Annotated in this window: 20 protein-coding genes; 13 read left to right on the top strand and 7 right to left on the bottom strand. The window is 62.4% G+C overall.

Annotation, left to right across the window (positions count from 1 at the left end; genetic code table 11):
• Positions 1-55: 55 nt before the first annotated feature.
• Positions 56-955 (bottom strand): transcriptional regulator GcvA, encoded by a 900-nt coding sequence (gcvA, locus tag RTH74_RS19400; RefSeq protein ID WP_316915725.1) that lies wholly within the window; start codon positions 953-955, stop codon positions 56-58.
• A 119-nt stretch (positions 956-1,074) separates the two neighbouring features.
• Between gcvA and RTH74_RS19395 the strand changes: the two genes are divergently transcribed.
• Positions 1,075-1,776, top strand: a complete 702-nt coding sequence (locus RTH74_RS19395) for an NAD(P)H-dependent oxidoreductase (protein WP_316915724.1) — start codon at positions 1,075-1,077, stop codon at positions 1,774-1,776.
• A gap of 35 nt (positions 1,777-1,811) precedes the next feature.
• Here RTH74_RS19395 and RTH74_RS19390 read toward each other — a convergent pair whose 3' ends face one another.
• Positions 1,812-2,555, bottom strand: a complete 744-nt coding sequence (locus tag RTH74_RS19390; RefSeq protein WP_316915875.1) for a class I SAM-dependent methyltransferase — start codon at positions 2,553-2,555, stop codon at positions 1,812-1,814.
• A gap of 301 nt (positions 2,556-2,856) precedes the next feature.
• Here RTH74_RS19390 and RTH74_RS19385 point away from each other — a divergent pair, with 301 nt between their 5' ends.
• The 5 genes from RTH74_RS19385 to RTH74_RS19365 all read left to right on the top strand — a co-directional run bounded on the left by RTH74_RS19385 (position 2,857) and on the right by RTH74_RS19365 (position 6,605).
• The gene (locus RTH74_RS19385; RefSeq protein ID WP_106735465.1) at positions 2,857-3,948 is read left to right on the top strand and encodes an SMP-30/gluconolactonase/LRE family protein; all 1,092 of its coding nucleotides are present in this window, start codon (positions 2,857-2,859) and stop codon (positions 3,946-3,948) included.
• A gap of 187 nt (positions 3,949-4,135) precedes the next feature.
• Positions 4,136-4,576, top strand: a complete 441-nt coding sequence (locus RTH74_RS19380; RefSeq protein WP_316915723.1) for a phage infection protein — start codon at positions 4,136-4,138, stop codon at positions 4,574-4,576.
• Positions 4,577-4,787: 211 nt separating this feature from the next.
• Entirely contained in the window at positions 4,788-5,135 is a 348-nt protein-coding gene (locus RTH74_RS19375) for a cupin domain-containing protein (RefSeq protein WP_316915722.1), read from the top strand.
• A gap of 230 nt (positions 5,136-5,365) precedes the next feature.
• Positions 5,366-5,956 carry an SCO family protein gene (locus tag RTH74_RS19370; protein WP_316915721.1) on the top strand — a complete coding sequence of 197 codons (591 nt, stop codon included), beginning with the start codon at positions 5,366-5,368 and terminating at the stop codon, positions 5,954-5,956.
• Positions 5,946-6,605, top strand: a complete 660-nt coding sequence (locus RTH74_RS19365; RefSeq protein WP_316915720.1) for a cytochrome c oxidase assembly protein — start codon at positions 5,946-5,948, stop codon at positions 6,603-6,605. The genes RTH74_RS19370 and RTH74_RS19365 overlap by 11 nt, the downstream gene beginning before the upstream one ends.
• A 20-nt stretch (positions 6,606-6,625) precedes the next feature.
• On the opposite strand, the gene RTH74_RS19360 is transcribed toward RTH74_RS19365, so the two are convergent.
• Positions 6,626-6,895 carry a DUF2798 domain-containing protein gene (locus RTH74_RS19360; RefSeq protein ID WP_125836887.1) on the bottom strand — a complete coding sequence of 90 codons (270 nt, stop codon included), beginning with the start codon at positions 6,893-6,895 and terminating at the stop codon, positions 6,626-6,628.
• Between the two features lie 103 nt (positions 6,896-6,998).
• Between RTH74_RS19360 and RTH74_RS19355 the strand changes: the two genes are divergently transcribed.
• The 3 genes from RTH74_RS19355 to RTH74_RS19345 all read left to right on the top strand — a co-directional run bounded on the left by RTH74_RS19355 (position 6,999) and on the right by RTH74_RS19345 (position 9,546).
• A complete protein-coding gene (locus tag RTH74_RS19355) occupies positions 6,999-7,964 on the top strand; it encodes a LysR substrate-binding domain-containing protein (RefSeq protein WP_316915719.1) in 966 nt (321 codons plus the stop codon).
• A gap of 114 nt (positions 7,965-8,078) precedes the next feature.
• Positions 8,079-8,555, top strand: coding sequence for a serine protease inhibitor ecotin (gene eco, locus RTH74_RS19350; protein ID WP_316915718.1), 477 nt, complete (start codon positions 8,079-8,081; stop codon positions 8,553-8,555).
• A gap of 169 nt (positions 8,556-8,724) precedes the next feature.
• The gene (locus tag RTH74_RS19345; protein ID WP_316915717.1) at positions 8,725-9,546 is read left to right on the top strand and encodes an HDOD domain-containing protein; all 822 of its coding nucleotides are present in this window, start codon (positions 8,725-8,727) and stop codon (positions 9,544-9,546) included.
• Between the two features lie 86 nt (positions 9,547-9,632).
• Here the strand turns inward: RTH74_RS19345 and RTH74_RS19340 are convergent, their stop codons facing one another.
• A complete protein-coding gene (locus RTH74_RS19340; RefSeq protein WP_316915716.1) occupies positions 9,633-10,277 on the bottom strand; it encodes a YecA family protein in 645 nt (214 codons plus the stop codon).
• Between the two features lie 146 nt (positions 10,278-10,423).
• Between RTH74_RS19340 and RTH74_RS19335 the strand changes: the two genes are divergently transcribed.
• Positions 10,424-12,433 (top strand): U32 family peptidase, encoded by a 2,010-nt coding sequence (locus RTH74_RS19335; protein ID WP_316915715.1) that lies wholly within the window; start codon positions 10,424-10,426, stop codon positions 12,431-12,433.
• Here RTH74_RS19335 and RTH74_RS19330 read toward each other — a convergent pair.
• Positions 12,421-12,897 (bottom strand): DUF2938 domain-containing protein, encoded by a 477-nt coding sequence (locus RTH74_RS19330; protein WP_256579531.1) that lies wholly within the window; start codon positions 12,895-12,897, stop codon positions 12,421-12,423. The genes RTH74_RS19335 and RTH74_RS19330 overlap by 13 nt on opposite strands.
• A 73-nt stretch (positions 12,898-12,970) precedes the next feature.
• Here RTH74_RS19330 and RTH74_RS19325 point away from each other — a divergent pair, with 73 nt between their 5' ends.
• The gene (locus tag RTH74_RS19325) at positions 12,971-13,399 is read left to right on the top strand and encodes a helix-turn-helix domain-containing protein (protein WP_296232863.1); all 429 of its coding nucleotides are present in this window, start codon (positions 12,971-12,973) and stop codon (positions 13,397-13,399) included.
• A 202-nt stretch (positions 13,400-13,601) separates the two neighbouring features.
• On the opposite strand, the gene RTH74_RS19320 is transcribed toward RTH74_RS19325, so the two are convergent.
• On the bottom strand, positions 13,602-13,910 hold the full coding sequence (locus tag RTH74_RS19320; RefSeq protein ID WP_316915714.1) for a putative quinol monooxygenase: 309 nt from the start codon (positions 13,908-13,910) through the stop codon (positions 13,602-13,604).
• Between the two features lie 153 nt (positions 13,911-14,063).
• On the opposite strand from RTH74_RS19320, the gene RTH74_RS19315 reads away from it, so the two are divergent.
• The gene (locus RTH74_RS19315) at positions 14,064-14,651 is read left to right on the top strand and encodes an NAD(P)H-dependent oxidoreductase (RefSeq protein WP_125880477.1); all 588 of its coding nucleotides are present in this window, start codon (positions 14,064-14,066) and stop codon (positions 14,649-14,651) included.
• Positions 14,652-14,664: 13 nt separating this feature from the next.
• On the opposite strand, the gene RTH74_RS19310 is transcribed toward RTH74_RS19315, so the two are convergent.
• The gene (locus tag RTH74_RS19310; RefSeq protein WP_316915713.1) at positions 14,665-15,525 is read right to left on the bottom strand and encodes a CAP domain-containing protein; all 861 of its coding nucleotides are present in this window, start codon (positions 15,523-15,525) and stop codon (positions 14,665-14,667) included.
• 185 nt (positions 15,526-15,710) lie between these two features.
• Between RTH74_RS19310 and RTH74_RS19305 the strand changes: the two genes are divergently transcribed.
• Positions 15,711-16,751, top strand: coding sequence for a GGDEF domain-containing protein (locus tag RTH74_RS19305; RefSeq protein WP_316915712.1), 1,041 nt, complete (start codon positions 15,711-15,713; stop codon positions 16,749-16,751).
• Positions 16,752-16,762 lie beyond the last annotated feature (11 nt).

The following is a 16,762-nucleotide window of genomic DNA, read 5'->3' as shown; positions in this document are numbered from 1 at the left end:
AAATCTTGGCAAAGATGCTTAGCGGCTGCCACGGCTGCGGCTCCTTAGACAGCCGTCACAGCGAACACAACCCACCCGGCACCGCCATGATCCACTCCCGCACAGCGAGAATGGTCGGATCGTTTCTACGGCTCTCCGGGTACACCAGAAAGAACGGCTTGCCCTCCAGTTCCGGGCCGAAGGGTTGCACCAGTCGCCCCTCTCTCAGTTCATCCTCGATCAGTTGCCGGCTCATCAGCGCCACGCCCTGGGCGCCAACGGCCGCCGAAACGGCGTGGGTTTCGTCGGAGAACACCAGCCCGGCCCCGACATCCAGCCCCGACACCTGGGCCTTCTTCTGCCAGACGGCCCAGTCGATCGGCGAGGAGATCGCCGCCTGGTTGCGGAAGTGGATCAGCGTATGCCTGGGCAAGTCGGCGGCATCGTGCAGCTCCAGTAGCGGGCTGCAGGCGGGCACGAAGGTATTGTCGAAGAGTTTTTCCGCCACCAGGCCTGGCCAGCGGCCGTCGCCGTAGCGAATGGCGATATCCGCCGTGACACCATCGAGCGCCACCGGCTCGTGCGAGGCGTGGATACGCAGGTCGATCGTGGGGTGGGAGTCGCGCAGCATGCACACCCACGACAGCAGCCAGCGCACGGCCACGGCCGGCGTGGTGCTGAGGGTGATGGCCTGTCGGCTGGGCGTCGCACTGAGCCGTTCGACCGCGGCGCCGATGCTGTCGAAGGCGCTTTCCAGCGTTTGCTGCAGTTCACGTCCGGCCATGGTCAGCTCCAGCTGCCGCGGTTTGCGCACGAACAGCGCGACGCCGAGGGCGTCTTCCAGCGCGCGAATCTGATGGCTGATCGCGGTGGCGGTGACGGAGAGTTCTTCAGCGGCCTGCTTGGCGCTCTCGTGGCGTGCGGCCGCCTCGAAGGCGCGCAAGGCGGAGAGCGGAGGAAGTCGGCGTCGGCTCATAGCTGAATTTTCCTCATCCGTTACGAAAAATATTGATCGTTTGTCGCCCGACTGGGGCGAACTTAGCCTGAGTCTGCTGTTAATCACAGATGAATTCAAATTCAAGCAGGAGACTCATCATGTCCCATATTCTGCATCTCGACGCCAGCGCCCGCCCCGGCCTCGCCGGCAAGGACCTGCACGGTTCGCACAGCCGCAACCTCAGCCATCGTTTCATCAGCCAGTGGCAGGCGCGCCGTCCGCAGGATGTCGTTACCTACCGCGACATCGGCCAGAACCCGCCCTCGATCATCAGCCATGACTGGATCGCCTCATCCTTCACCCCCGAGCCGAAACGCGAGGGCTGGATGCACGACACCCTGGTCGAGAGCGATCGCCTGGTGGATGAACTGGTCGCCGCCGACGTGCTGGTGATCGGCACGCCGCTGTACAACTTCGGCATGCCTGCCGCGCTCAAGGCGTGGGTCGACCAGGTGGTGCGCCCCGGCCGCACCGTGGATGTGGACGATAGCAACCCGCTCGATCCCTACATCCCCAAGCTGGCCGACCGGCCGCGCCATGCGGTAATCCTCACGGCGCGCGGTGGTGTCGGTTTCGATGTGGGCGGAGAGATGGCGCATATGAACCATCTGGAGCCGAACCTGATCACTGCGCTCGGCTTCATCGGCATCACCCGCGTGCACCAGATTGCCATCGAGGGTCAGGAAGTCGGCGGTGAACTGCTCGCCGAATCCGTCAAACAGGCCTTGGCCAAGGTCGATGCGCTGGTGGCCGAGCTGCAGCGTTCATTGCAAGCCGAGCGCATCGAAGAGCCGGCGTGAGGCAATGGCCAGCCTGAGGATGACGCTGCCTCGCCTCAGCGCTTGGTGCAGGCAAACAGCGCGTTGCCGGAGCTGCCATCCCAAGGCACCAGGCGCTGATAGTCGTGCTCCAGCACCTGCACCTCGAAGTGCGGCGCCAGCAGGCTCTGCAGCTCGGCGAAGTTCACCGCCACCATCGGGTGTTCGTCGTGCCAGACCTCGGTCTGTTCGGCGAGGGTACGTTCTATACGCAGCCTTAGCGCCTGCTGTTCGCCTTCACCGCGGTAGTACCAGCCGGAGCTGAAGCGGAACTGCCCTTCGGCATGCCGTGCGCTGTGGGCAACGAACGAGGCGTTGTCGATGCGCTGCTTGTCCACCGCGTTGAAACAGAACACTCCGCCAACCGCGAGGGCGCCGTGCACGCTGGTGATACAGGCCTTGAGCCGCTCGATACTGGCGCTGTAGTGGATGGAATAGAGAAAGCAGGTGATCAGGTCCAGCGGCTCGTCGACCTGAAAATCGCACATGTCCTGCCGGGCAAAGCGTGCCTCGGGGCAGCGCTGGGCGGCGCGGTCGAGCATCGGCTGGTTGATGTCCAGGCCGCTGCTGGAGTAGCCAGTATCGAGAAAATGGCGCACATGCGGACCGGTGCCACAGGCCAGATCGAGGTGGCGCTTGCCGCCGTTGCCGAACAGTTGTTGCAGGCGGTGCACACAATGACTCTGGGCGGCGTAGTCGATGTCCGCGCACATCAGATCGTAGTAACCCGACAGGTCGGTATAGAGGGCATTGCCGGACATGATGAGAGGGGCGCGCAGACGAAGGGCGCGCATCATAGCTCAGGCTGCTGCCGCTGGGCATTGACTTGAAGTGGCATGACTTGAATCAGCAACTTTCACTCGAGCAAGTAGGCACCTCGAGCCAGTCATCGTACGACATCACAGAACAACACCCGCCTCCACCCACCTGTTGCCCGCATGACATATGATTTTGCGCAGTCAAGCTGTCACGGCAGCACTGAAGCACTTCCACAGTCATCACACATCATATAAGTTCACAAAGTCGCATCTGCGATCAACAAGAACAACAAGGAACCTCATGATGAATGACGAACAACGCCCCGACGGCTCGCGCCGCCACTTTCTCAAGCAGTCGCTGGTCTATTCCGCCGCTGCCGCCAGCGCTGCCTCGCTGCTGCCGCAACTGGCCAATGCCACGCAGCCTCTCGATCTGCGCTACCCCTCCGGTGCGGTCAAGGCGCTGGATGACAGCTTTATGCAATTGCGCCTGTTCAACGCCAGCGTGGAAAAGCTTGCCGATGGCATCCGCTGGGCCGAAGGCCCGGTGTGGTTCGGTGACGGTCGCTACCTGCTGGTCAGCGACATCCCCAACAACCGCATCATGCGCTGGGACGAGATCAGCCAGTCGCTGGCCGTCTACCGCCAGCCGTCGAACTATTCCAACGGCCTGGTGCGCGACCGCCAGGGCCGGCTGATCGCTTGTGAGGGCTCGACCACCCAGGACGTTGGCCGACGCATCACCCGTACCGAACACGACGGCAGCATTACCGTGCTGGCCGATGCGTTCGAGGGCAAACGCTTCAACTCGCCGAACGACCTGGTGGTCAAGCGCGACGGTTCGGTCTGGTTCACCGACCCGCCCTTCCAGACCGGCAACTTCTACGAGGGCTACAAGATCGAGCCGGAACTGCCCCATGGGGTCTATCGGATCGACGGCGAAACGCAACAGGTCACCCGTGTGATCGAGGATCTGGCCGGCCCCAACGGCCTGTGCTTCTCGCCCGACGAGAAGACCCTCTACATCGTCGAGGGCCGCGCCAAGCCGCACCGCCTGGTGTGGGCTTATCAGGTGAACGACGATGGCAGCCTCGGCCAACGCCGCAAACACATCGAAGCCACCGACACCGGCGCGCTGGATGGCATCAAGTGCGACGAGTTCGGCAACCTGTGGTGCGGCTGGGGCAGCAATGGCTCGGCCGAGAGCGATCCGGAAAAGCTCGATGGCGTGCGCGTGTTCAACCCGCAGGGCAAGGCCATTGGTCATATCTCACTGCCGGAACGCTGCGCCAACCTGTGCTTTGGCGGCGAGAAAGGTAATCGCCTGTTCATGGCCAGCAGCCATGGCATCTATTCCCTGTTCGTCAACGCACGCGGCGCCACCTTCATCAACTAACCGCTGCGCCACGGCCTACGCGGCCGTGGCCGGCTTTTCCAAACAGGCTTAGAGCGCTCTATTTCAGTCATTACAGCAAACATCAGCGGCATCGATGTTCACCATCATGCCAATGAAGTTCTCTGAAAAAATCCAGTGCGTAACATCTGCTCCATACCCAACCACAACACCGCTGGAGCAAAACACCATGAAACGCCAACTCATCCTCAGCTTTGCTTTCTCTGTACTGGCAGCCAACGTATTCGCCGCCTCCTCCGCCCAACCTGTAATCGCCGAAGGTGGCTCTGATCGCCTGATCGAAAGCCGCATCGCTGAAGGTGGTTCCGACCGCCTGATCGAAAGCCGCATCGCTGAAGGTGGTTCCGATCGCCTGATCCAGAACCGCGTCGCCGAAGGTGGCTCGGATCGTCTGATCGAAAGCCGCATCGCCGAAGGTGGTTCCGACCGTCTGATCCAGAATCGCGTCGCTGAAGGTGGCTCCGACCGTCTGATTCAGAATCGCGTCGCTGAAGGTGGCTCTGACCGTCTGATCCAGAATCGCGTCGCTGAAGGTGGCTCCGACCGTCTGATCCAGAACCGCGTCGCCGAAGGTGGCTCTGACCGTCTGATCGAAAGCCGCACCGCCTGATACCTTCCTGATGAACTGATCGAGAACGTCGTATGACTCGATGGAACGCGCAGCCCCACAAGGCCGGCCTGATAAGCCGGCCTTGGTTTTTTCAGCACTAGAAAGTCTCGCGCACTGCGCGAATGAGCAGCCCCGTGTCGACCCCAGGCAATCGACCGCCCCGCCCCCGCTCTATGGTGAACGCCCCTTTGATCACTCACCGGAGCGCCCCATGGCCAACAAACCGATCACCGTTCTGCGCGATACCCAGCCGATGCCCGTCGTCGATGCCTGCAAGTGGGAGCGCATGGAGGGTGACCCGCACACCGTCAACCTCAACGCCTACACCTCCGAAGACGGCAGCAAGATCATGGGCACCTGGATCTGCACGCCCGGCAAATGGCGCGTGGAGTACGTGAAGTGGGAGTACTGCCACTTCCAGGAAGGCTACTGCATCATCACCCCGGACGGGATGGAGCCGATTCACCTCAAGGCTGGCGATATCTTCGTGGTCGAGCCTGGCATGAAGGGCACCTGGGAAGTGGTCGAAACCGTGCGCAAATACTTCGTCTTCGCCTGATCGCGGCGGGCCTATCGGTGTGCGCCCGGCACGGCGCCCACCGACTCGTCCACTGTTGAGTGAGTACGAGCAACGCCGCCCACCCTCGGAATTCAGTCACGCCTACTCCCTCAAACATCGTGCCCACCGAGCCAAGCACGCTCGCCATCATGCAAACGACAGATTTTCCGGGCACCTGATGGCCGATTGCAGGTCTGTAAAGATCGGGGGACGCGACGCGAGAGAGCAGGATGAGGCGATCACTATGGGGCACGGCAATTTGCATCAGCCTATTGCTGGCAGGCTTGCCGCTGGCCTACAAGCTCTGGCCGGCTGCCGTACCGGCGGCCGCGCGGATCGGGGAAGTCGCCGGGTCATTCGAGTTGGTCGACCATCAGGGTCGACGCATAGACCAAAACAGTTTTGCCGAACGCTGGGTCCTGCTGTCCTTTGGCTTCACCCATTGCCCGGATGTATGCCCGACTACCCTGGCCACGGTCGCCAAGACGCTGGACAAACTCGGCCCACGTAGCCAGCACCTGCAACCCGTGTTCATTACCCTCGACCCGGAACGCGACAGCCCACAGCTTCTGCAGCGCTACACGGGCTTCTTCGACCCGCGCATTATCGGCCTCAGCGGTAATGTCCAGCAGGTCAGGCAGGCAGCCGACGCCTATGGAGTGTATGTCGCGCGGCGCGAGGCCAACGGCACCTACCTGCTCGACCACACCACCAGCCTCTACCTGGTAGCCCCGGGCGGACGTCTGGTTGAACTGTTCGCACAGAACGTCACCCCCGAACACCTGGCAAGCAGTATCGGTGACTACCTCGATGCAAACTGAGCGCACCGAATCATCACGTAACTGGCCTCTGCACCTGGGCTTGCTGATACTGGCAGCCCTCTGGCTTGGCCCTTTGCCGGCCATGAGCCGCACGGCGTTCTCGCTGCACATGATCCTGCACCTGGGCGTCGTGGCACTCGCAGCCCCGCTGCTGGCCATCGGCCTGGCGCGCGCCGGGCTCCGTCTCGACCGTTACGCAAGAGCAAGCTGGCTCAGCGCCGCCTTCATCGCCGAGCTGGTGGTGGTGTGGGGCTGGCACCTGCCTGCCGCGCACGAAGCCGCCGCCTTGCACGCCCCCCTGTTCGTTGCGCAGCAGGCCAGCTTCCTGGCCGTTGGCCTGGCCATCTGGCTACTGGGTTTCGCCAGGCAGACCCAGCAGGGGCTGGTGCTGACGCTGTGCGGTTTTTTCCTGACGTTCGCCCACATGACCATGCTGGGGCTCGTTCTGATCATGGCGCCACGGCTCATCTACCCTCCCGAACTGTGCTTGGGGGCTTTCGGTCTGCAAGCCCTGGACGACCAACGCCTGGGGGGCATGCTGATGGCAGGCTGGAGTGCGCTGGTCTACCTCGGCGCCACACTGGCACTGGCAGTCCGCCTGCTCGGGGATGATGAGCGTCCAGGCATCGAGGCAGGGCCGCCCCGATAGCACACGCCCCGGCATGCCGTTCACGGCAAGCGCACGGTCAGGCTCACCAGTTTGAGCACGATCGGCCGCACCAGCATCACGCATACGAACGCGACCGGCATCGCCAGGCTGTAGGCGCTCAGCACCGCCTGTAGATAACCCTGGCCAAGACCACGGTTTGCAGCGGTAATGACCAGCGACATGAGCATGGCCATGATGCCCGACATGAAGAAGGCGAAGGCCACGGGCATGGCACGCGCAGGCAGTTTCCAGTTGCGCGCGGCGGCTGGAGCGAGGTCGAGATCGGACATGCTCAGGTTTCCTGTTCGATGAAAGTATCGAGCACTCTAGCGATGAAGATGATTGCGGCGGTAGAGGGCGGAAGGTAAGTTGAGTATCAAGATAAACTTATGAATGAACGGCGCATTGGAAAGTAAAAGCACAGACACCCTGCGCGGCCTGGAGAGTTTCGTAAAGGCTGTGGAGAGCGGTAGCATCGCTGCCGGCGCTCGCTTGCTGGGCATCAGCGCAGCCGCAGCGAGCCAGAACATCGCCCGCCTGGAACAAAGCCTGGGCCTTCGCCTCCTTACCCGTACCACTCGAAGGTTGGCACTCACCGACGCCGGCTCGCTGTATTTCGAACGAGTACAGGCTGTCCTTCAGGAGCTGGAACTCGCCCGCGCCGCCGTCGCCGACTTGCAGGACGAGCCACGCGGACAGTTACGCATTGCCACCAGTGCAGCGTTCGGTCGTCATGTATTGGCTCCACTGATCCCCGGTTTCATGGCTCAGTACCCGCGCATCCGTTGCGAACTGCTGACCACCGACGGCAGCGTCGATCACGTGCAGGAAGGCGTGGACATCAGTATCCACATCGAGCAGCAACTGCAGAGCGGCCTGGTGGCCAGACGCATCGCCACTGCGCAGACGCGCTTCTGCGCTGCACCCGCCTACCTGCAGCGCGCAGGGCAGCCCAGTGAACCCGAACAATTGCGCGACCACGACTGCCTGCTGTTTCGTGTCGCCACCGATGGGCGCTTCTTGCGTTGGGGCTTCGTTCGCGAAGGCGTGCACTTCGATGCCCAGGTCAGAGTGAGCATGAGCAGCAACGATATCGATGCCTTGGCACAGTGCGCTGCGTCAGGCGGCGGCATCACCCGCCTGGCGTCCTTTGTCGCCGATCCCTACCTGGCCCGTGGTGACCTGGTCGAACTGTTCTCCTCGGCAACGCCTACAGACAGCCGTGCGACTGGCGCTCCACTGGACTTTTACCTGTGTGTGCGTGGCCGCTACGAGCTGACGCCCAAGGTGCGTCTGTTCATCGATTACCTGCAACACGCCCTGCCCGCCGACTTGAAACCCTCAGCCGAGGCACGCTGAGATAGCTTGAAAAACGCAGGAACTTGGCCTATCCACAACGGTCAGTGCTGCGCCGCCCACCTGGCGGTTCCCTCATCACGGACGGCCCAAAAGGCCTTTCAGCAAGGAATCATCATGAACCGACTCAAACTGCCGCTGCTCTCCCTCCTTTGCGCCCTGCCGCTGGCCGCCTGTGCTGCCACCCCGGAAGCGCTCAAGCCCTACCCCGCCGCAGCCGATGGCTACAACCGCCATGTGATCGAGTTGCCGGTGCAAGCCAATGAAGCCGAGCACAAGGTAGAGATCATCGCCGGCAAGACCCTGGAAGTGGATTGCAACCAGCAACGCCTGGGCGGCCAGTGGCAGGAAAAGATCGTGGAAGGCTGGGGCTACAGCTACTACGAACTGGTCCAGGTCGGCCCGGCCATGAGCACCCTGATGGCCTGCCCGGACAGCAGCCGCAAGCAGGCCTTCGTGCGCGTTGGCGGTGAGCCGCAACTGGTGCGCTATAACAGCAAGCTGCCGCTGGTGATCTACACCCCCAAAGATATCGAAGTGCGTTACCGCGTGTGGTCTGCAGCGGCCGAAACCAGCGTGGCGCCGCGTCAGTAAACCATCGTCGAAAAACCGCCCCTCGGGGCGGGCATTTCTGACTGGCAACAACCATGGAAAAGGCTCTAAATAGCAACTATGGAACTGGCTTAGGCGTTAGCCGCAGCTATGCTCAGAAAGCTATTTCTCATCGAACGCAACTGCAGCGTTCTTCCCTATCGGAGTTGCCATGGATATAGAAAGTCTGTTCGCTCAACTGCACACCCTGCCCAGCATTCCGAAGGTCGCGCAGGAGCTGATTCAACAGTTCGACAACCCGTCTTCGAGCCTGGAAAGCGTGGCGCGCAATATCGAGCGCGATCCGGTCATCGCTGCCAAGGTACTGCGTCTGGCCAACTCAGCGCGTTTTCGCGGGGCCCGTGAAGCGGTAAGCGTCGAAGACGCCGCCATGCGTCTGGGCTTCAACACCCTGCGCACGCTGGTGCTGGCGTCAGCAATGACGGGCGCGTTTCAGGTCGATACCGGCTTCGACCTCAAGGGTTTCTGGATTCGCAGCTTTCGCGTCGCCAGTATCGCCCGCAGCCTGGCCAAGCAGCTGAAACTGGACACCGACGCCGCCTTCACCTGCGGCATGATGCACAACATCGGCGAGCTGCTGATCCAGACCGGCGCACCGGATTTCGCCCGCCGCATGAACCGCCATCCGAAACGCGAGGCCGCGGCCCACGCCGCCGAGGAAACCCTGCAACTGGGCTTCGGCTACCCGGAAGTAGGCGCCGAACTGGCGCGTCGCTGGCAGTTGCCAGCGCTTATCCAGCACGCCATTGCTTACCAGGCACGTCCGACTCAGGCGCCCAGTGACAGCAGCTACGCGCGCCTGGTCGCGCAGTCAGTGACCGTTGCGGAAACCATCGAGCTGGACGGCGTCAGCGAGGCGGCGCAGCAGAGCCTGGAAGGCCCGTTGTTCGAGGAGGTCGATCTGAACAAGCTGTTCGAAGCCTTGCCAGCGGTGCTGGAGGCGGACAAGGCGTTTGCCGAGTTGCTCGGCTAACACCGCCGCCAGACACGCGCACAAGCTGCAGGTGCCGACGGCCTGACGCGTCAATCGTCAGCGAGACGGCACCCGCACAGGTGGTGTCAGCGCATGCAGCACTGCTTGTATTTCTTGCCGCTGCCGCAGGAGCAAGGATCGTTGCGCCCGACCTTGGCGTCATCACGGCGTACCGGCAACACGGGGTCCAGATTCTGTTGCCAGTACTCGTACAGTTCGACGGCGGCCGGCTCGAGCAGTGCCGTGCTGGCGTCGTACTCGGCGTCGGTCATGGCCTTGAGCGTAGCGCTGCCACTCTCGTCGCCGTGCAGGGTGATCAGCGCCCGCGCAGCTGCAACCGACTCGGGTAGCGCCGCCTCCAGCCAACCGGCCACCGCCGCACCACGCAGGTAGCCCGCACACCATTCGGAGACGATCAGCTTCTCGCCCTTGCCGTTGTCGTCGGCGAGGAAGATCGCCTCATAGTCATCTGGCTCCTCGCTGAGCATGTAGGCCGCCTCGCTCATCAGCTCGACAGCCAGCTTCATGAAGCGCTCGCCATCCTTGTCGCTCGGCCACTGCGGCGGCTGGTCAGCCCAGATCGCCGAGTACCAGACAGCAGGCGCAACCTGGCGCGGGGCGGAGACGATGGCGGCGAAGAAGCCGTCCAGTTCGCTGGCAGAGAGGATCGAGTCATCGTTGCCGTACTTGAGCAGCCACTGATCGAGCTTCTCCAACCCTCTGTTGTCCATCGCCACGCCTCCGCCTGAAAAAGGCCGCTACTGTACCTGCATCGGCGCGTATTGCCAGCCGTCCGGCATCTGGCGAGTGCCCAGCGGGCCACAGCCCGGTACAATGCGCGCCTTGCCCGTGTGCCAGCCTGATAAAAGAAAACACCATGTCCTTGCCCAAGAACCACCTGGAACTGCTCAGCCCTGCGCGTGACGTCGAAATCGCCCGCGAGGCCATCCTGCATGGCGCCGACGCCATTTATATCGGCGGCCCGAGCTTCGGCGCGCGGCACAACGCCTGCAACGAGGTGAGCGATATCGCCAGGCTGGTGGAATTTGCACGTCGCTATCACGCGCGGGTGTTCACCACGATCAACACTATCCTGCATGACGATGAACTGGAGCCGGCGCGCGCGCTGATCCACCAGCTCTACGACGCAGGCGTGGATGCGCTGATCGTGCAGGACATGGGGGTGATGGAGCTGGATATTCCGCCCATCGAGCTGCATGCCAGCACCCAGACCGACATTCGCACCCTGGCACGGGCCAAGTTTCTCGACCAGGCCGGTTTCTCCCAACTGGTACTAGCGCGGGAACTGAACCTGCAGGAAATCCGCGCCATCGCCGACGAGACCGATGCCGCCATCGAGTTCTTCATCCACGGCGCGCTGTGCGTGGCCTTCTCCGGCCAATGCAACATTTCCCACGCGCAGACCGGGCGCAGCGCCAACCGCGGCGACTGCTCGCAAGCCTGCCGCCTGCCCTACACCCTCAAGGATGAAAAAGGCGGCGTGATCGCCTACGAAAAACACCTGCTGTCGATGAAGGACAACAACCAGAGCGCCAACCTGCGTGCCCTGGTCGAGGCCGGCGTGCGCTCGTTCAAGATCGAGGGTCGCTACAAGGACGTGGCCTACGTGAAGAACATCACCGCCCACTACCGCCGCGAACTCGACGCGATTCTCGAGGACCGCCCGGACCTGGCCCGCGCCTCCAGCGGCCGCACCGCGCACTTCTTCGTGCCCGATCCGGACAAGACCTTCCACCGCGGCAGCACTGACTACTTCGTCACAGAGCGCAAGGTGGACATCGGCGCCTTCGATTCGCCCACCTTTACCGGCCTGCTGGTCGGCAGCGTGGAGAAGGTGAACAAGCGCGACCTGATCGCCGTTACCCATGAGCCGCTGTCCAACGGCGACGGCCTCAATGTGCTGGTCAAGCGCGAGGTGGTCGGTTTCCGCGCCAACATTGCTGAACTCAAGGGCGAGTTCGAAGAAGACGGCGAGAAGCGCTACCGCTACCGCGTCGAGCCCAACGAGATGCCCGAAGGCTTGTTCCGTCTGCGCCCGAATCACCCGCTCTCGCGCAACCTCGACCATAACTGGCAGCAGGCGCTGCAGCGCACCAGCGCCGAGCGCCGCATTGGCGTGAGCTGGAGAGCCGAGCTGCGCGAGGATGCGCTCAAGCTCACTGCCACCAGCGAAGAAGGCATCAGCGTCGACGTTGCCCTGCCCGGCCCGTTCGGTGTGGCCAACAAGCCGGAACAGGCACTCGATGGCCTGCGTGACCTGCTGACCCAACTCGGCACCACCATCTACCACGCCCAAAGCGTGACGCTGGATGCGCCGCAGGCGTTCTTCGTACCCAACTCGCAGCTCAAGGCACTGCGCCGCGACGCCATCGAAGCACTCACCGAAGCGCGCGTCGCTGCCCATCCACGTGGAGGCCGCAAGGCCGAGACCGACCCAGCGCCGGTGTACCCGGAATCGCACCTGTCGTTCCTGGCCAACGTTTACAACCAGAAGGCCCGCGACTTCTATCACCGCCACGGCGTGCAACTGATCGACGCCGCCTACGAGGCCCACGAAGAAGAAGGCGAAGTGCCGGTGATGATCACCAAGCACTGCCTGCGTTTCTCCTTCAACCTGTGCCCGAAACAGGCCAAGGGTGTGACCGGCGTGAAGACCAAGGTCGCGCCGATGCAGCTGGTACATGGTGATGAAGTGCTGACCCTGAAGTTCGACTGCAAGCCGTGCGAGATGCACGTGATCGGCAAGATGAAGGGCCACATTCTCGACCTGCCGCAACCGGGCAGCGCGGCGACCCAGGTGGTCGGGCACATTTCACCCGACGACCTGCTCAAGACCATTCGCCAGAAGCCGGGTTACAGCCATTGAGCTAACAGCCCCATCAGGTACAGGCCCAGGCCGAATACCAGATGGGTCAGTAGCGCACGCACACGCACCCGCCAGGGCTGCGGCGTGCGTGAAGCGGCCACGCCCATGCCGAACGCCGGCTGCATCAGCAGCAGGGGCGCTGCCATGCTGAGCGCACCAAAGGCCAGCGCCGGCGCAAGCGTGGGGCGCAGCACCCAGGCTTCGCCAACCCAGGCCAGGAACAACGCGGCAAATAACAGCCCTGTCAGGTAATGAAAGATCCAGCCCAGTGCACGCTCACCGCGCAGCGTGGGCGCCTGGCCAATCGCTGCGTGGCGAAACTGCCCATGACGCATGTGCCCCAGCCAGCGCCCCACCCAGGCGTAATCCAGCGCCGCCACACCGAACCAGCGCTTGCGCGCCAGCGCCCACAGGTCCATCAACAGCGTTGCGCCAATACCCAACATGATGATCTCGACTGCCATACGCACCTCCATCTAATCTATCTGAAAAGCCTTCAAAACAAGGCTGCCAGTTAAAGTCGACTTGAGGTCAAGCATGAAAGAGCTGGATATCGGCAAGGTCGCGCGCTGGTCAGGTCTGCCGGCCTCGACCTTGCGTTACTACGAAGAAAAAGGGCTGATCCACTCCATCGGGCGCAATGGCCTGAAGCGGGTCTTCGCCGAGTCGGTGCTGCAGCGCCTGTCGTTGATCGCACTCGGGCGCACGGCCGGTTTCTCACTGGACGCTATCGCCGAGATGCTGGCTGCCGAGGGCGGTCCTGCCATCGACCGTGAGCAACTGGAACGCAAGGCAGAGCAGTTGGATCACACCATTCGCCGCCTGTCCGCCATTCGCGACGGGCTGCGCCATGCGGCGCTCTGCCCGGCCGACAACCACCTGAGCTGCCCCACCTTTCAGCGCCTGATGACCATGGCCAGCAAGCAGATGGGCCGAAAGCGCCCTGCCGTTCCCGAGCGGGCTTGAACGGCCGCAACGCTTGTGTCGTCAGCTTGTGCTCGGGCCTGCGGCTGCATCGTCTTGGCCTCGGTGCGCACGGCGCACCCTACAACAGCGACGTGCTCCGTAGTACCAAGCGCGAAACGCTCCGTAGGGTGCGCCGTGCGCACCAAGAGCAACACGCTCCGTAGGGTGTCGCGGGGCCGCCCAAGTCGTGCGCACCGGATTTTCAACGACTCACGCAGCGGGCTGGGCTGAGCATCTCGATTTCACGAATCTCGAAATCACGACGCAGGTAGTCCATGCGCTTGTCGTGAAACGCGCCCATGTGTGGCAACGCCGTGTGCTCGGCCAGCGCCTCCCGTGACGCCCACACCTCGTAGAAGATGAATAGCGTTGGGTCCTGCGCGTCGCGCAGCATGTGATATTCGATGCAGCCTGGCTCGGCACGACTGGGTTCGACGTATGCGCGAAACAGTTGCTCGAAGGCCTCGGACTGTTCGGGTCTGGTGTGGGCGTGAAGGATGAAGCCGTACATGGAGCAGGTTCCTCGATGTGGGAAGATGCCTCACCCTAGCGCAGCATTCAGCAAGACTTTCATGATTTTCAGTCAACAATGATTTGACCGTTTCGGGGTGTTTCGCACGCGCAGGGCTGGATAACCTGCAGCCACATTTTTTGGAGAACCCCCATGAAAAAGATCCTCCTGCTCAACGGCGGCAAAGCGTTCGCCCATTCCCACGGCCAGTACAACACCACCCTGCATGACGCGGCGGTGGCCTTCCTCGACCGCGCCGGATTCGACGTCAAGACCACCTTTATCGACGGCGGCTACGACGTCGAAGAAGAAGTGCAGAAATTCCTCTGGGCCGATGTGGTGATCTACCAGATGCCCGGCTGGTGGATGGGCGCGCCCTGGACGGTGAAGAAGTACCTCGACGAGGTGTTCACCGCCGGTCACGGCAGCCTCTATGCCAACGACGGGCGTACTCGCTCCGACGCCTCGCAGAAGTACGGCAGCGGCGGGCTCATCCAGGGCAAGCAGTACATGCTGTCGCTGACCTGGAACGCTCCGGTGCAGGCCTTCGAAGATCCGTCCGACTTCTTCGAAGGCAAAGGCGTGGACGCGGTGTACTTCCCCTTCCACAAGGCCAACGAATTCCTCGGTATGACTGGCCTGCCCACCTTCATCTGCAATGACGTGATGAAAGTGCCGAGCATCGAGCAGGACGTGGCGCGCTACGAGCAGCACCTGGCCCAGGTGTTCGGCGTCGCCTGACGCAGGCGCTCGCTCATTGCCCGCCGAACAACGCCGTCCAATAGATGCCGGCATCGCTCTGCGGGTCGTTGGCATAGGCAGCGCCTAGCTCGCTGAACTCCGGGTTCATGATATTGGCGCAGTGCCCGGAGCTGGCCAGCCAGCCCTCTACCACCTTGGCGGTGGTATCCAGCGCTGCGGCGATGTTCTCGCCGACCTTGGTACCGCTGTAACCCGCCAGCTCCGCGCGGTCACCCGGCGTGAGGCCGTCACGCCCCTGATGAGCGAAGAAATTGCCATTGGCCATGGCCCGGCTATGGCTCTCGGCGGCGCTACCCAGTTCGGCGCTCCATACCAGCGGCGTAGTAGCGGCAAAGGTCTGGTCACCGCACTGGCGCGCCTCGGCGCGGGCGGAGTTGATCAGCAGGAGCAGACTTTCCCCCTCGGTCTGCCAGGTTTGCAGCCGGCCACTGAGCAGCGGCCGGGCCAGCACGATGCGCCAGTCGCGATCCTGCTGACTGACGCCGATATCGATGAACTGAGGGTCGAGCATCACGCGGCAGAAGCTCTCGCTCAATGCCTGCATGGCAGCCTGCGCATTGCGTGGGCCGGAGAGCGTGATGGCCTGTACGTTGACCAACGGGTAACCGGCCGCGCTCAGTGAATCCTGCAGGTCAGCAGTGCCATTGGCAGGCAGGATCAGGCGTGGATCGTTGGTCAACGGCGGTAATGGCTCGGAGGCCTGCACGCCGCAGCGTTGCACCTCGCTACGATAGCTGTTGATCGTCTCGATCAGCTCAAGGTCCTCAGCCGCCTGAGCGGTGCCCGCGATCCCCATCAACAGCAGCGCCAGCAGGCAGCCTTGCCTTCCCCATTTGCTCATTGTTGTTGTCATACAGCCTTCTCCCAACTAACGTCGTGATTCTGACGCAATTCCCGGCGCAGGGTCATGGTCGATTTCCTGATCCCATCGAACGCCCGCGTACATTGGCATCGCGGCCGAACGGCAGGTTTCCTGCATGACGCCATCTATCGTCATCACACAACTTATGCACTCGCCTCTCCCGCCTGAGAACACTAATGCCCGGTTACTTCGCCAAGAACGAACAACATCGCCGCCTGGTCCTCAAAGCCTTGCTATGGATCACCTTGAGCGGCGGTTTGTTCTTCTCGGTCGTCAATCTGTTGCACGACAACTGGCTGCTGGCCGGTCTGGAGATCGGCTATGCCACTGTGTCGCTGTATCTGCTGACCATCATCGATAAAACACGCAACCTGCAGCTATTGACCGCAATTTACCTGTTGCCGTTCTTCAGCATCATGATTGTGGCGCTGGCTCAGACCACCACGACCTTCGCGGTGTTCGCCTGGATCCAGACAATTCCGATCATCTGCTATCTATTGCTGGGGTTGCGCCTGGGGATGTACGGCTCGATCGTGTTCGTCGGTGTCGGCCTGTTCGTCTTCAGTCAGCGGTTTTCGTCCGATGAATTGCTGCAAAACGTCGAGATCATCGCCAATCTCGGCCTCGCCAGCTTGGCAGTGATGATTTTCGCGCACATCTACGAGCGCAGCCGCCTGCTCAATGAGCAGCGCCTGACCGAGCAGGCGACCACCGATTCTCTGACCGGCCTGCCAAACCGCCTGAAGCTGGCCGAGGTATTCGAGCGTGAGCGTGCCCATGCGTTGCGCAATGGCACGCCGCTTTCGCTGGTATTCGTCGATATCGATCACTTCAAGCAGATCAACGACCGCTTTGGCCACGAGGTCGGTGACCGTGCCCTGGTTCACTTCGCCAAGGTTCTGGCGCAGCGTTTACGGGTCAATGATCTGTTCTGCCGCCTGGGCGGTGAGGAATTTGCCGTGCTGCTGCCAGGCAGCAAGGCAGCGCAAGCCCGGGAAATCGCCGAAAGCCTGCGCGAACGCCTGTTTGCGCAATCGCTGACGGTGGATGAAACCACGCTGCACATGACGTTGAGCGCCGGCGTGGCCTGTTTCGGGGTGGATGGGCAATCACTGGACGAGCTGATGCTGGCGGCAGACAGACGCACCTACGCGGCCAAGCGCGCCGGGCGTAACAGGGTGATCACCCGAGAGGACGTAGAACCCATTCTGGGCTGAACGAGTGCAGA

Origin of the sequence: Pseudomonas sp. zfem001 (genome assembly GCF_032621725.1) — a bacterium.
GTDB classification, from domain to species: Bacteria; Pseudomonadota; Gammaproteobacteria; order Pseudomonadales; family Pseudomonadaceae; genus Aquipseudomonas; species Aquipseudomonas sediminis.
Note: the sequence above shows the minus strand (reverse complement) of the source record. Positions and strands in the feature narration are given on the sequence as shown.